The sequence below is a fragment of the Burkholderia sp. 4NA327C6 genome (genome assembly GCF_005502655.1).
Lineage (GTDB): Bacteria > Pseudomonadota > Gammaproteobacteria > Burkholderiales > Burkholderiaceae > Burkholderia > Burkholderia contaminans.
In genome coordinates, this window is sequence record NZ_SCNZ01000020.1 from 131477 (window position 1) to 145329 (window position 13853).

The following is a 13853-nucleotide window of genomic DNA, read 5'->3' on the forward strand; positions in this document are numbered from 1 at the left end:
TCAGTGCGACGAAGCGGTCTTGACCGCTTCAGGCGCCTTCCAGTCGGTCGCCGCCACGGGCGCGCCGTCGACCAGGCGCTCCATGCCTTCGACGACGACCTTCTGGCCTGCCTGCAGACCCGACTTGATGCGATAGCTGCGGTTCGTCAGCTCGCCTACTTCGATGGACTTCAGGTGCGCCTGGCTCTTCGCGTCGAGCACCCAGACCTGCGGCTTGCCGCCCGCGCGGACGATCGCCTGTTGCGGCACGGTCAGCGCGTTCTCGTAATGCCCACGCGGGATGCGGGCACGCACGTACATGCCCGGCAACAGCTCGCGCTTCGGGTTGTCGACCAGCACGCGCAGCAGCACGTCGCCGGTGCCCGGGTCGACGTTGACGCCCGAGAACAGCATGCGACCCTTCACGTCGTAGCGGGAGTCGTCGTCGCGCAGCACGTCGACCGGCAGCCCGTTGCCCGCGGTGTCCGGCCGGGCCGCGAGCGCGCCGCGCAGCGATTCGAGCGACGCGGCCGGCTGCCGCACGTCCACGTAGACCTGGTCGATCTGCTGGATGCGTGCCATCGGCTGGCTGTCGCTGCTGGCGACCAGTGCACCCTCGGTCACGAGGGCCTGGTCGATGCGGCCCGTGATCGGCGCCTCGACGGTCGCGAACTTCAGGTCGAGCTGGCGGCGTGCGAGCGTCGCACGGGCCTGCGCGACGTCGGCGGCCGCCTGGTCGCGTTGGGACACCGAGTCGTCGTACACCTGGCGGCTGATCGCGTCGGCCTCGACCAGCGGCTTGAGCCGGGTGGTCTGCACCTTGGCCCGCGCAAGCGCGGCTTCCGCGCGTTGCAGGGCCGCCGCAGCCGTGTCCATGTCGGCCTTGAACGGCGCCGGGTTGATCTGGAACAGCGGCTGGCCGGCACGGACTTCCGTGCCTTGTTCGAACAGCCGCCGCTGCACGATGCCGCTGACCTGCGGCCGGATCTCGGCGATCCGGACGGCCGCGACGCGGCCCGGCAGGTCTTCGGTCAGGTCGAGGGGCGCGCCCGCCAGCGTCATCGCCGCAACCGGGGTGGCCGGCGCCGCGGCCTGCTGTTCGGAGGGCCCGCAGCCCGCCAGCATCGCCGCTACCAGCGCGCACACGGCGCCGTAGCAGGCTCGTTTCTGATTTTTCATATGGACTCCATGGGACGCAGGCACCCAGCGGCCCGCATTTTCGGATCGAAGTGTGCGTGCGCCCGATGGAGTTTTTTGTGCGGAAAGATGGAGGTTTGATGGAGGGGGGAAAGCCTGGCGGGAGGGTGGTCCGGCGGCGGGGCGAGCCGGAAGATGACGGACGCCGGGGCGGCTTGGCGCTACCAGGAAGCGGGGGAGACGGCGCGGGCGTCCCGGAATGCCGCAATCATCCGATGAAATGCCGGTGGCCGTGCGTGCCATCGGCATACCCGGGCCGGTGCCCGGGGGATGATGGTGAGAGGTTCGCTTCGTTGGGGGCGACGCGGGTATGGATCAGGGCCGGCGCACCTCCCGTTCCGCTGCAAGGGCGGCCGGGGCGCAAGGGGGCGGGGCGGCGGCCGGCGCACAAGGCGCGTCGACCGCTCGCCGGGCGGTTTATCGCGGGTCGGTATCGACGGTGCGCTGCGTGGTGGGCGGCGGGTCCTTCCGGCTCGGCGCGGCTGTGTGCGCCGATGCGGGGCGGTCGGGCCAGTGCAACGCGAACGACGTGCCGCCGCGCGCGGTCGGGCGGCACGATGCTTCGCCGTCGTGCGCCTGCGCAATGGCCGCCACCACGGCCAGCCCCAGGCCGCTGCCGCCCTTCTGGTCGGAATGCGTATCGTCCACGCGCCGGAATGCATCGAAAATCTGCGCGGCGTAATCGGCCGGAATGCCCGGCCCTTCGTCTTCGACCTGTAAGTGGCACGTACCGTTTTCGACCCGTGTGTGAATGCGGATCGCACCGGGCACCGCGTAGCGCCGTGCATTCTCCAGCAGCGCGAGCAACGCCTGGCGCATCCGGAACGCGTCGCAATGCACGGGCCGCGTATCGAGATCGAGCACCATGTGTTGACCGGCCGCGGCCAGCGAATCCTCGAACATCTCGACGACCGCCTTGACGTGCTCCGCCAGATCGGTCTCCTGGAGGCTCACGCTCAGATGCCCGCTTTCGGCGAGGCTGATCACGCGGAGATCCTCGATCAGGCGCGTCAATCCTTCCGCCTGGGTCAACAGGCTTCGGAACAGCGCCTCGCCCGGCTGGAAGACGCCTTCCGCCAGCCCCTGCAACCGCCCGCGCAGGACCGTGACAGGCGTACGCAGTTCGTGCGCGATCGCGGCATTCCAGAACGCCTGTTCGTCCGTCATGCGCTGCAGCTGGGCCGCGAGCGCATTGAAGTCGTCCGCGATCAGCGCGGCTTCGCGAATCGATCGATCGCCGGCGACGGCGCGCGCGGTCAGGTCGCCCCTGGCGACGCGACGAATGCTGTCCGCGACCGAGTTGAGCGGCACCAGGATCCGATGTGCGAGCCGGGTCGACACGACAATGGCGAGTATCAGGCCGATCAGGAGCGTGATGCCCAGGCATATCCACTCGGGGGTGGACGGAATCCAGCTTGCCTGGTGGCAGAACTCGCCCCAGTGCCGGAGCATCACATAGTAAAAAACATAGGTCATCAGCACGACGATCAGCATGATGCCGAGCGCCAGTTCCGCCATCGACACCGCAATCTTGCGGCCTAGCCCACCGAGTTTCATTTCGTGCTCCCAAGCGTGGTGTTGCGTCGATTCACGACGGGATAGTCGCGCGGTTGGATGGTCGTGGCGTCAAGGGAGGGGTGTGATCGAGGCGGGCGAGCGGTATGCGTCGGGGCGTCGAGGTTTCCCGCGGCAGGTGTGTCGGAGGTGCGATGTCGCTCGAGACCGGAAAAGGCCGGGCTTGTATCGACGGGATGGTTCCCGACCGACAGGGAGGGCGGCTGAACAGCGCGATGTGTGCGGGACGGTATGGGTTCTTCAATCATGGTGTCCGCTTGGGATCCTGCTTTTCACTTCATCGAATCGCAATATTACCGCACGTAATTTTCCATCGGATGGAACGATGATTCGGTGTGCGTTGGAAGGCGCACGGCGAGATCGCCGCCCGGATACACTGACGCCTTCGCCGTATGCGTCGCGGCAGCGTGGGCCGTCGGCTGCGGATTCGTGGAGAGATCACCCATGAGCATCGTCGTTCGTCGAAACCGAAACCGGATCGCCATTCGCCTGTGTCACGTGCTGATCTCGGGCGCGTTGATCGCTTCCGTCGTTGGCTGTGCAGCGACGGCGGTCGACGATACGTCCATCGCGCCCGATCTGCATGAAACCGTCGTCAAGGTCCCGGTCGATGAAGGGGCTGGCACGCGGGACATCGTCGCCACCACCTACATGCCGGACGGCCCCGGGCCCTTTCCGCTGATCGTGCTGAGCCACGGCAGCCCGCCCGATCCGCGCGACCGGCCGAAGGTGCGCCGCTATCGCGCGTTGCCGCAGATCCGGACGTTCGTGCAACTCGGTTTCGCGGTCATCGTGCCGATCCGCCGCGGGTATGGGGCGACGGGCGGGGTCGACGAAGAGGATGCGGGTTCGTGCCGGCATCCCGATTACCTCACTGCGGGGCAGCAGGCCGCGCGCGATGTGCTCGCGGCCGTGCGGTATGCGCAGACGTTGCCGCAGGTGGATCGAAACCGTGTCGTGCTGGTCGGGCAATCGGCGGGTGGTTTTGCTTCGCTGGCGGCGGCGAGCTACGCGCCGCAAGGCGTGGTCGCGGTGGTGAACTTCTCGGGTGGACGTGGCGGGAACCCGACGACTCATCCCGGCATGCCGTGCGATCCGAAGCAGATGGCCGACACGATCGGGCATTTCGCGAGTACGACGCGGGTGCCGGTGCTGTGGCATTACGTGCAGAACGACAAGTATTTCGCGCCGGAGGTGGTGGCGACCTGGTTCGCCGCGTTTCAGGGGGCAGGTGGGCGCGGGCAGATGATTGTCGAACCGCCGTTCGGCAAGAACGGGCACGGGATGTTTGCGGTCAAGGACGCGATACCGATCTGGTTGCCGCACTTCGAGGCGTTTGTCGGGCCGTTGGTGGCGATGAAGTAGGGGGAATCGGGTCGGGCGTCCTGTTTGAAGCAAGGTCTTGCGACGGCCGTTACCGACAGCGGATTCAACCCGTCGATGCAACACACCAGACGCTGCGTAAGCAGTTGAGGTGTAGCCGTTCTACGGCACGTCGTATTGCCGACGGCTAGGGATCGATCGTCTCCGCGTGGTGAAAGATCTTTGCGACAATCATCCAATTCTGATCAAATTTCAGCAGATTGAGGTTGTCGACATAGACCTTCTCGAAGATGCGCACGCGAACCTGCGCAAACGCAATCTCGGATGACAGCATCTCGATCTGCAGGATGTCATCCATGCGAGGTTGTTGGATGCTTTTTGGCGGCTTTCGAGCGGCAATCTCTTCACGATATCGAGCAAACGAACGCAGGTTGAACTCGCCATTTTTCATGGTGAAGAGTGAACTCGACGGATGGAATACCTGGTCGAATTTGTTCAGGTCGCACTCGTACATTACGTCAAAGTAGATCTGCAAAGCGTGCTGAATTCCGTCGATTTCCATGTTGCGTTCCCCCTGCAAGAATGAGGTGTGTGAGGTATTGCTCGTGCGCAGTCATGCGCTCGGTCGGTAGATGACTTGGCCTGGTCGCAGCGCAATTCCGCACGGTTCGCAATGCTAGTATCGGCGAAACAGATTCGCGAACGTTTCATCGGACGGTGAACTATGGACGATACGCCCGATATTGCACGAGTCGCCAGACTCCTCGCCGACATGGCACGCACGAGGATCGTATGGACATTGATTGACGGATCCGCGCGCTCGGCGGGCGAATTGGCTTACCACGCGGGCATATCGGCTCAATCGGCCAGTGCGCACTTGACGAAGCTGGTCGAGGGCGGCTTGCTGGCCGTCGAAGCGCAAGGGCGCCATCGCTATTTTCGAATTGCCAGTACGGAAGTGGCGTGCATGATCGAGAGCATGGCCGCACTGGCATCGGGAACGGAGTTGGGCCTGCCGCAGTGCCTCGGATCGGCGCACTCGCCCACCGAGGCATTCATGTATGCCCGCACCTGCTATGACCACTTGGCAGGGGAAATCGCGGTGCGCGTACTCGCTTCGATGACGAAGGCGCGTTGGTTGCGACGCCAAGGCGTTGAGCTGGTTGCCACCCGGCTCGGCGAACGGCAATTGCATGCGATGGGCATTGACCTGGCTTCGGCGCAGGGAGAACGGCGTGTGTTCGCACGACCATGTGCCGATCTCACGCAACGACAGCCGCATCTGGGCGGAGCCCTGGGAACGCACATGCTCCGTCTGTACATCGATCAGAGCTGGATTGTCCGTTCGCCGAAGTCTCGGCTTGTCAGCGTTACCCCAAAGGGAAACGAGATGTTTGGGAAGCTTCTGAACATCGCTTGAACTGCAAGCGATCTATCAGTGATGCCACTCTGAGCAGCAGTGCTTCAGCCGCGATTGCGACGTTAGGGCGGACGATCGTTGACGATCGGGGCGTAAAGTCGAACGTCCGCTTCCGGACGTGACCCTGTGCCTGCGAGTAGCGGCTTCGGGCTGCGGCCAGTGAGAATGCTCAAAGGCGGCTGCTGATCACCCAGATACGGTGTCTATTTCCGCACGGAACCACGCCATCCTCAATGTCGGCCCAGATCAGATGTTTGGCTTGTGCAAGGCGGTCATTGCGGCAAATCCAAACCGAACTGCGCGACTAGGTCAGGGGAACCAAGAGACGTTGCCATCCGGGCAAAGACAATGCGCTCTGCTGTCGATGCGACTGCAAGTGCGGATCCGATCTCCTCAAGTGCGTTGACGTCGTCGTCCTCTGTGTGCAATTTGCTCCTCTGATCGATGTACCTAACGGCGAGTACAAGTGCCTTGGCTATTCCATCCATGCCTGCCTCCAAAAGGCCAAATGTGACGTGAAACACACGCACAAAAGAATGCTATTTGCGACCAATTTCCAACGAACGCTCCCAGCCGAATCTGGAAGTTCGTCGCCGGCCGGAGAACGGATAACTCTTTAGCAGCGCCGAACTTCACTTCCGGCTCGGAGCCGGCATCGCACTCCTCCTAAACGGTTACTCCGCGAAACGTTGAATGCGGTGCTTTTTCAATCTTTCAAGATACGAGCCTGGTGCCGGTTGAATTTCGCCGTCGGGTCCGGTCACGCAAATTTGCAGATTATCGAGGTGAACCTGTAGGCCAGGCGACAAGGCAAAGAATTTGATCAGATCCGGCCGGTCGACGCCCAACTGATAAAGCGAAATCCTGAGAAACTGTGAACCGACTTCCTCGCGTGGAACTGTGAGCGACCACCCGGAGTCTGCTCCGTGAGCGAGATCGCGCGTCAGCAGCAGGCGACTGGCGCTCTTGTACTCGACGTCTACAACCGCACTCTGCTGCAGCGACGGGAAGTCTGGTTCCAGAGTGGCGCCAATACTTTCGACCACATCTTTCTGGTTGCGCAAGTGCTTCAATGTGTTGTCGACCGAGTCAATGAACTTGATTGGAACCGCCTTCATATCAGGCTCTGTGAGCCGCAGGAAGCCGTCCGCCGTGGCCTCTAGCCTCGTCAGCATCCACCCGATCTGGATGGTCTCACCGGCCTGAAATCGTTCGCCGTCGGCGACTTGTCGTTCAAAGTAGCGCAATAACCAACTGATGTCCTGGGCGGGAATGGCACGATCGGAGACTCGAATCTGGAATTCCGGATGGCCCACCAACTGGCAATCGATGGTCCTTTGAATAGATCCGGTTGGCTGCCGCGCCCCTTGGGTCGAGTTGAGCGAGTGAAACAGGGAGCGAAAGCGCATAGTTCGTACTCTCAGATGACGAGCGATTGTCGACGATCCAGTCTGCGATGTCGACTGACCGAAACTGGCTGCGGATTCAACCGGTCCTGATGTCCGGCAACTGGCCGATTGCCGCCCGACGTGGGCGGCTGCACCCGACCCGATGCGGTCCTTGGGACCGACGCGAAGCAGGTGTCCGCTGTGGAACGTCTTTCGGCCGCGAAGTGAATCTGGCACCGAGACGTCGTTCCACGTCGGGGAGCATGTGGTACTCACTCCTCGATCGAGGGCAGCAGAGCCTGAGGCCAGTGCCGGACCTGAGCCATCCAACCCAACGCGCTTCACTGAAACGTGACGGACCTGAAGGGACGGTGGTCCGGAAGCCGGGCGATATTTTCAAGCGCAACGATAGCCATTCCCCGACCTAACTGCCGGACTGATCCGCCCCAACCACCTCCCTGGTGAAGGCGAGCAGGAGCTCGCCGAGCCGCACCGGCTGCTCCTGCTGGATCCAGTGACCAGCGCCGTCGATCAGCTCGATGCCTCCCATTCTCGTCGTCGCCTTCGTCCTCATCAGATCGAGCGCGCCCGGCGCCGAATACGTACCCCAATCGCGCTTGCCGCCAATGAAGAGCGACGGGACATCGATCGTCTTGCCCGAAAACAGGCGCAACTCGGCGTTCAGGTCAGGATCGGAAAAGACGCGATAAGCCTGCAGGGCGCCTTGAAACCCCGTGCGGCCATATTCTTCCGTGTACACCCGAAGTTCCGGCTCGGTGAGCCATTTGCTGGCCAGGACCTCGGCGGCAGAAGGGTGGAATGGAGCGACGGTCTCGGGCATCGTCTTGCCGAGATCCATGACGTAATAGGTGGGCATTTGCGCAAGCTCTGCCGCGGTTGGCGCCTTCAACGGATGCGGCTTGTTTCCCGGCCAGTCGGCGCTCTTGACGTAGAAAAATGCACGAAGAAACGCGTGCAAGCCTTGAGGGGGGTGCCACATGTCATGGTTCGCCTCCCGTGTGCTCAGGTATTGCTGGTAATACGCTCTCGGCGGGTCGAGCGCCGCCAGCGCAGCCGCCAACTTTTGATTGCCCGTGTTCGGTTGAACCGGCGATGTGTCGCTTTCCGCAATGTTGAACGGAAGCGTCGGTGGGCCGGGGAACGGTGCGCTCATCAGCACCACCGAGGGAAAGACGTCAGGTCGGGCTAGCGCACAATAGGCCGCGACGGGCGAGCCGAGGTCGTGCCCGACGAGCATTGCCGTACGCCGATGCCCCAACGCCAGAACCAGTCCGAGCGCGTCACGCGTCATGTTCAACAAGCTGAAGGGCGCTAGCGGGGCGTCATAGTCGTTGATCCAACCGGTGGTGCGACCAAAACCCCGCTGGTCGGGTGCCACGACGTGGTAGCCGGCGTCAGCCAGAATCGGGATCAGGTGTCGCCACCCGTAAGCCAAATCGGGAAAACCGTGCAGAAGCAGTGCGAGCGGCCGGCCGGGGTTCTCGTAGCCGGCCTCGAGAATATGGACATCGAGGCCGTTGACCCCGTGGATCATGCGCGAGCGGACCCGCTTCGGAAGCGTTCCATCGCCATATGTTGAGGTGGACAAGTCAATTCCTCCCATGGGGTTTGCGCGGGCGGGCCGAATCAACGACGCAAACAGGCTGACCGCGCCCATTGCCAGAAAGGCTCGGCGCGACGCCGATGGCCCGAAGCGAAGTGGGCGACTCATGACGGAACGCCCCGTCCCCGTGCAAGCGCTGCCTTCAGCTTCAGCGAAAACGCACGCGGCGAACAATTCGCACGGCTGCCGGGCAATCGAGGGCGATCAGCCCCCACAAGAAGGCGCGCTGCATACGGTGAGCGAGGAAACCCGCACGCTTCACCTTCGGCTTCAGCCATTCCTGCCGCCATCCGGGCAGGCTGTGTAGCACTGAACGAACTTTCCTGACTTGCGATCGGGTCGAGGGGCATAGCCGGGCTCCTGGTATGGTGATCACCATACTATGCCAATCGCCATAGAATCATCAAGCGAAACGTGCTATGTTCGCCGCATGCCACGTAAGACTGACGCCCGCGCTCGCGCGATTGCCACCGCCCAGCGACTGTTTCGCATCCAGGGCTACACTGCGACGGGATTGACCCAGATCCTTGAAGAAAGCGGTGCGCCCAAAGGATCGTTCTACTTTCACTTTCCACGCGGCAAGGCACAACTCGCAGAAGAAGCAATCGATGATTACATTGCGAATCGAATTGCTGTATTGCGTGAGATCTCGTCGAATACGACGGGTGATGCTCTGGATTTTGTTCATCAGATTTTCAAGGCATTCGCGGCCGAAATGGTCGCCTCTGATTTCCAGTACGGATGCCTGATGCAAAATCTGGCGAATGAGCTGCCCGCGCTCGACGCCGAGCTGACCAAACGGGTCGCGCGCGGATTTGTCGAGTCGACCGAGATCATTGCGGAGCATTTCAGGGGGTGCGGTTTCGCTCCCACGCGCGCGTCCTCTACCGCAGCCGCGTTGGTCGCCGCGCTCGAAGGCGCGCGGACGATCGCCCGCCTGGAACGCACGCCCGCTATATTCGAGGCGCTGGCACAGGTGAGTGTGCAAAGGTGGGCCGATCCCGAGAGGTGATCCGGTCCAATGTTCTCGGCCGGACGAAATTGGCACCGATCATCCTGTGAAGAGCGTCGGTCTTTCGCGAATGTCCGTTCGCAGACGCTCAGCCGCCGGATGAACGTCTTGTCATTGTTCATTGCGACCGCCACGATCAGGTTGGCTTCGGTTCGAGCGCGAATATGTCACGCTGATTCTCTCGCCTGCGTTCGCTTGGACCGCGCCGAGGCAGCCGGGCAACTTGAACGCATGGAGAATGGGCATGCAGACGAATTCGACGAAGGCTGAACCGATCGGCCTGCCGGCAACCTCACGGCTGAGCCGGTCGTACGGCAACGCTGATTTTGCCGACGCATTTTCGGTGGACTTGCCAACGACTGCCTGCAACGACGCAGAGTCTCTCGCTCGATACATCTTTGCGGGGCAACCCAAGTGGATCGCGATGCTGCTGGGCGTTCGCGACATTGCCGTATGGCCATTCGGCCTTAAAAGAGCGATCGATCTGAAAGTCGCGAAGGGCGACCGGCTCAGTATTTTCCGCGTGTTCGAACGACATGAAGACGAGATCATTCTGGGCGAGGACGACACGCATCTTGATTTCCGCATGTCGGTTCTCGTGCAGCCTGCGTCCGAGGACCGGCCCCAGCGATTGATCGTCACGACGCTGGTCTTCTACAACCGCCTGCTGGGTCGGGCCTATCTTGGCGTTATCGCTCCGTTCCATCGTCTGGTCGTGCGAGCCTCGCTCGACCGGGCACAGAAGGCCGGATGGCCAGGCCGGTAGCGGCGATTCCGATCAACGCGCCTTCCAGCGGGCCGTAGACGACCTGACCTCAACGTGGCTTCCGTCGAACCCGTGAAGGCTCATCTCCTGGCGTCGTAGTCATCCGGTCGAGATCGAGTTGTTCAGTAGTCCAACTCATGGGTGCCGGTCGCCCCGCCGCTGCAACCGAAGCGACCGAAGAGTAGTCGTTCATCAATGAAGTCAGGCCACAGCTGCAATTTCAGGCAAATGCCGGCTGGTTCTTGGCACTCGGGCGTTCCCGCATTCTCTTGTACCAGGCGAGAAGGGCTTCACACTTCGACCCGTTGCGGAGCTTGACGTCGAAAGTCGAGATGTCTGCTCGGAGGTAACAAGCGGTCGTTGCTTGCCGATAACATGCCGCTGTGTACTTGACGAGGGCGCTTACGCGAAGGGGAACGGGCCTTCGAAATGCCCCACGTAACACAAGTGGGAGACCGCCGACTGACCGCGACCTGTCCAGCGATGCAGCATGTATGCAGGCGGTTCGAGAAAAGAAGCGGGCTGCGCGTCCGCTTCAACTCGCAGCGCAATCTGGGTGGTCGTGCTCGGGCAGGTGAGTACCGGAACGCTCCCGAGACGCGTCTGCATTGACCGATGGACGTGCCCGGCAAGAATGCGATCCACGTTGCTATGCCGCGCAAGAACCCTGGCAAATGCATCCGCATTTCGCAACCCGTAGATGTCCAGATAAGGAATGCCGGTCATGAACGGTGGATGGTGCATGACGATAACCACGGTTCGACTGCGATGCTCGGTCAGTTCACTGTCGAGCCACGCCAAGGTATCGGCGTCTAGTTCACCGTGATGTAGTCCAGGAACGGAGGTGTCCAACGCCACGAGGCGTAGTTCGCCCACGTCTAGCGCGAACGAGAGTGCACCCTCGTTCGGAAGCCACGCGTGATCCGAGAACGCGGCTCGCAGCTTGCCACGGTCGTCATGATTACCCGGCAGAACCACGAACGGTCGCCTCAACGCGACAAGCAATTCGCGAAGTTTTTGATACTCGTCTTCGGTGCCCTCGTCCGTAAGGTCGCCGGAGATGACGACCAGGTCCGGCTCAGGTCGAATGCGGTTCAGCGAATCGACGGCTGCCGAAAACATGACATTCGAATCCACAGCGTCTTGATATAGGACACCGTGAGGCCGGACATGAATATCCGAAAGTTGTGCGATGACCGTCATTCAGCGCTCCGTTTAATTTGACCTGCCCGTACATGGATCACAGAGATTGTGGGCCGAACAAAATTCGCCCATCGACAGAGCCTTTCTGTGGCAACGAGCTTGCTCCGCGTGACGCTAACTTGCGGACGTTCGGCTGAGCATCTGCACAGAACGTCGGCTGTCAGGCACGGAGAATAGGCGCTTTCGTCCCGGATGGGACTTTCGTCGCGGCTCTTTCAACGGCCCTTCGTTGCCGGCAAGCGGTCGTACGTACGACATGCGCGAACTGCGAAGCTGTCGGTTAGTCGCGGCACATGCAAAGCTCGAACTCGTGTCCGTCCGGGCTGCTCAATACGATGCTTTTCATGGACTCGATCTTCAATCCGTCCATCACGACGGAGGCTCCGTTTTCTGTTGCCCGCTTCACGAATTCGTGCAGCGCATTTTCTTCGAACTCAAAGACAGGCACGGAGCTGCTACCTTTTATCTCATCTCCAAAATCGTTCAACAAAAGGCCCAGTCTGTTTGTGCCGATCATGAATTCAGTCCACTTGCCGGACTGCTTAAGCGGTCCATATCCGAGAAGTCGCTCCCAGAAAGACGTGGACTCCCCCATATCACTCACCTTCAAATACACGGTACGAAGCTTCATGACATACCCCCGAAATGGATTCCAGCTGAATGTATCAGACGCCAAAATAACTGGATCACAGCAGCGTCCATCAGACTCATGCAGTGACTGACGCTTGGTCATGCCTTCAACAGGCATGACCGTCCATACGCGGATGTACGATTGTCACGTAGGAACGTCGCTTCCTGGCCGGATGCAGCCCGACACGGTCGGCCGTAGCCGACCGAAGCGTTCAGTCGCCCCTCTCGGCAGCTGTCGTTCGAACCCGGACCAACGATCCGGCTCGTTCCGATTCACGGTGCATGCCGCAACGGCTAACGAATCCGATCACGACGTATCATCGCCGACAGGATATATCCGGCAATACGTGGGTTCTCCCTGATTCGCCGGGTGCTGTAGCCATACCAGTCCTGACCATATGGCACATAGACGCGCACGTTGAATCCTTGCGAAAGCAAAGCGTTACGCAGCGGTTCGCACACCCCCAGCAGCATTTGGAACTCGAATCGTGACCTATCGACCTGCTCGCGTTGCAGCCAGTTGGTTAGCGAGTCGATCAATTGTGCGTCGTGGGTTGCAATGCCCACGAATGATCCCGCCTGAATCGCACTCACGACGTGCCGAGCAAAGTGCGCGTTGATTGCTGTCCGATCCCTCGATGCACCGGCGACGAGATGCTCATTTGCCTCCGCATAAATTCCCTTGCAAATGCGCATGCGGCTCTTGCGAGCGTTGAGCAAAACGATGTCTTCGTTCGTACGCGTCAAATACGCTTGCAACGCGATTCCGATTGGATGTGCGTCGGCTTCGAGCTTCAAGAATGTGTCGAGTGTTTTCTGGGTGCAACTGATGTCCTCCATGTCGATGCACGCGCTGATTCCGTGCGTTACCGCCGCTCGTAGAATCAACGCGACGCGCGCCGTGCATGCGTCTTCGTCGAGATGCAACCCCAGCGCGGTCAGTTTTATCGACAGCTCGGCAGGCTCGTTATGCACGCCAAGCGCGTGAACGAGATCGAGATAGTCGCGAGTCATCGACTCCGCCTGAGCGACCGTCGACGCAGTCTCGCCCAGCACATCAACGGTCGTTCGGAAGCCTGCTGCGTGGAGCGCGTGAATGCGCGCGCGGGCATCGGAAAGTGTTTCGCCAGCGATATAGCGGCGCGAAATCTTACGGATCAGCGAACGGGGAACGAGCGGGATGGCGTGAGCCGCCATCGTATTGAAAATACGCATGTCGTGGTCTCGTGAAAATGCAATCGCACGAATCTGGACGCGATAAGTCGATTCGAGCGAGATCCCCGGACTGTTATTGGCAACAGGTCCGGGACGAATGCCAACGCGGATGCAATCACTGCATCGACACCGGCTTTCAGTGCGTTTTCGAGGGAGGCCAGGCAGCTGCGTACATTGCTTGAGTGGGGTCTGCTGCAGTTCGCTACGGATGGGTCAATGCCTGTTTTCGTTTGTCGATCAGGCACTGCGAATCGTAGCATGAGCGAACGAACGGCGGTCATGGACCGATGCGCGGCGCGTTGAGGTTGCGATGGTCAAGAATTGCCGTGCTCCTGCCCGATGTCTCATCTTGGCCGGTTGCCGTCTTCGAGCAACGATTCCGCGGAAGATCTCTACCCCGACGTCGTGCCCATCGCGGCTCAAGGTAAACCCGTAGTCCGAAAGCCACCGCGCAAACCTGGCCATCTCGCCGGCACCAGCCCGCCAGCGCGGCACACAGCTTGCTCGCCAATCCCCAAACC

The 13853-nt window shown here is 61.2% G+C and carries 12 protein-coding genes; 4 read left to right on the forward strand and 8 right to left on the reverse strand.

Annotated elements, in window-relative coordinates; translation table 11 throughout:
• Window positions 1–1158 carry an efflux RND transporter periplasmic adaptor subunit gene (locus FFS49_RS21270; protein ID WP_105817861.1) on the reverse strand — a complete coding sequence of 386 codons (1158 nt, stop codon included), beginning with the start codon at window positions 1156–1158 and terminating at the stop codon, window positions 1–3.
• A gap of 435 nt (window positions 1159–1593) precedes the next feature.
• The gene (locus tag FFS49_RS21275) at window positions 1594–2733 is read right to left on the reverse strand and encodes an ATP-binding protein (protein ID WP_105817862.1); all 1140 of its coding nucleotides are present in this window, start codon (window positions 2731–2733) and stop codon (window positions 1594–1596) included.
• Between the two features lie 462 nt (window positions 2734–3195).
• Between FFS49_RS21275 and FFS49_RS21280 the strand changes: the two genes are divergently transcribed.
• Window positions 3196–4116: an alpha/beta fold hydrolase gene (locus tag FFS49_RS21280; protein ID WP_105817863.1), complete on the forward strand. Its 921-nt coding sequence runs from the start codon at window positions 3196–3198 to the stop codon at window positions 4114–4116.
• A gap of 145 nt (window positions 4117–4261) precedes the next feature.
• Here the strand turns inward: FFS49_RS21280 and FFS49_RS21285 are convergent, their stop codons facing one another.
• Entirely contained in the window at window positions 4262–4636 is a 375-nt protein-coding gene (locus FFS49_RS21285; RefSeq protein ID WP_105817877.1) for a nuclear transport factor 2 family protein, read from the reverse strand.
• Window positions 4637–4798: 162 nt separating this feature from the next.
• Here FFS49_RS21285 and FFS49_RS21290 point away from each other — a divergent pair, with 162 nt between their 5' ends.
• The gene (locus FFS49_RS21290; protein WP_105817864.1) at window positions 4799–5494 is read left to right on the forward strand and encodes a helix-turn-helix transcriptional regulator; all 696 of its coding nucleotides are present in this window, start codon (window positions 4799–4801) and stop codon (window positions 5492–5494) included.
• 674 nt (window positions 5495–6168) lie between these two features.
• Here the strand turns inward: FFS49_RS21290 and FFS49_RS21295 are convergent.
• Together FFS49_RS21295 and FFS49_RS21300 are read right to left on the reverse strand one after the other, a co-directional pair.
• On the reverse strand, window positions 6169–6903 hold the full coding sequence (locus FFS49_RS21295) for a hypothetical protein (RefSeq protein ID WP_105817866.1): 735 nt from the start codon (window positions 6901–6903) through the stop codon (window positions 6169–6171).
• Window positions 6904–7306: 403 nt separating this feature from the next.
• Entirely contained in the window at window positions 7307–8437 is a 1131-nt protein-coding gene (locus FFS49_RS21300) for an alpha/beta hydrolase (RefSeq protein WP_105817867.1), read from the reverse strand.
• 451 nt (window positions 8438–8888) lie between these two features.
• On the opposite strand from FFS49_RS21300, the gene FFS49_RS21305 reads away from it, so the two are divergent.
• Together FFS49_RS21305 and FFS49_RS21310 are read left to right on the forward strand one after the other, a co-directional pair.
• Window positions 8889–9518 carry a TetR/AcrR family transcriptional regulator gene (locus FFS49_RS21305; protein ID WP_039353219.1) on the forward strand — a complete coding sequence of 210 codons (630 nt, stop codon included), beginning with the start codon at window positions 8889–8891 and terminating at the stop codon, window positions 9516–9518.
• Between the two features lie 244 nt (window positions 9519–9762).
• Window positions 9763–10284, forward strand: a complete 522-nt coding sequence (locus FFS49_RS21310) for a DUF2867 domain-containing protein (protein ID WP_071336266.1) — start codon at window positions 9763–9765, stop codon at window positions 10282–10284.
• Window positions 10285–10686: 402 nt separating this feature from the next.
• Here the strand turns inward: FFS49_RS21310 and FFS49_RS21320 are convergent, their stop codons facing one another.
• From FFS49_RS21320 to FFS49_RS21330, 3 genes are all read right to left on the reverse strand, one after another.
• On the reverse strand, window positions 10687–11487 hold the full coding sequence (locus tag FFS49_RS21320) for a phosphodiesterase (protein WP_105817868.1): 801 nt from the start codon (window positions 11485–11487) through the stop codon (window positions 10687–10689).
• A gap of 280 nt (window positions 11488–11767) precedes the next feature.
• Window positions 11768–12118: a VOC family protein gene (locus FFS49_RS21325; protein WP_039353214.1), complete on the reverse strand. Its 351-nt coding sequence runs from the start codon at window positions 12116–12118 to the stop codon at window positions 11768–11770.
• Window positions 12119–12411: 293 nt separating this feature from the next.
• A complete protein-coding gene (locus FFS49_RS21330) occupies window positions 12412–13332 on the reverse strand; it encodes a proline dehydrogenase family protein (protein ID WP_105817869.1) in 921 nt (306 codons plus the stop codon).
• Window positions 13333–13853: the final 521 nt, after the last annotated feature.

Excerpts from the sequence above, each read along its gene's own strand:
- FFS49_RS21270 (WP_105817861.1), bottom strand. The coding sequence starts at position 1,158 with ATGAAAAATCAGAAACGAGCCTGCTACGGCGCCGTGTGCGCGCTGGTA.
- FFS49_RS21275 (WP_105817862.1), bottom strand. The coding sequence starts at position 2,733 with ATGAAACTCGGTGGGCTAGGCCGCAAGATTGCGGTGTCGATGGCGGAA.
- FFS49_RS21280 (WP_105817863.1), top strand. The coding sequence starts at position 3,196 with ATGAGCATCGTCGTTCGTCGAAACCGAAACCGGATCGCCATTCGCCTG.
- FFS49_RS21285 (WP_105817877.1), bottom strand. The coding sequence starts at position 4,636 with ATGGAAATCGACGGAATTCAGCACGCTTTGCAGATCTACTTTGACGTA.
- FFS49_RS21290 (WP_105817864.1), top strand. The coding sequence starts at position 4,799 with ATGGACGATACGCCCGATATTGCACGAGTCGCCAGACTCCTCGCCGAC.
- FFS49_RS21295 (WP_105817866.1), bottom strand. The coding sequence starts at position 6,903 with ATGCGCTTTCGCTCCCTGTTTCACTCGCTCAACTCGACCCAAGGGGCG.
- FFS49_RS21300 (WP_105817867.1), bottom strand. The coding sequence starts at position 8,437 with ATGATCCACGGGGTCAACGGCCTCGATGTCCATATTCTCGAGGCCGGC.
- FFS49_RS21305 (WP_039353219.1), top strand. The coding sequence starts at position 8,889 with ATGCCAATCGCCATAGAATCATCAAGCGAAACGTGCTATGTTCGCCGC.
- FFS49_RS21310 (WP_071336266.1), top strand. The coding sequence starts at position 9,763 with ATGCAGACGAATTCGACGAAGGCTGAACCGATCGGCCTGCCGGCAACC.
- FFS49_RS21320 (WP_105817868.1), bottom strand. The coding sequence starts at position 11,487 with ATGACGGTCATCGCACAACTTTCGGATATTCATGTCCGGCCTCACGGT.
- FFS49_RS21325 (WP_039353214.1), bottom strand. The coding sequence starts at position 12,118 with ATGAAGCTTCGTACCGTGTATTTGAAGGTGAGTGATATGGGGGAGTCC.
- FFS49_RS21330 (WP_105817869.1), bottom strand. The coding sequence starts at position 13,332 with ATGCGTATTTTCAATACGATGGCGGCTCACGCCATCCCGCTCGTTCCC.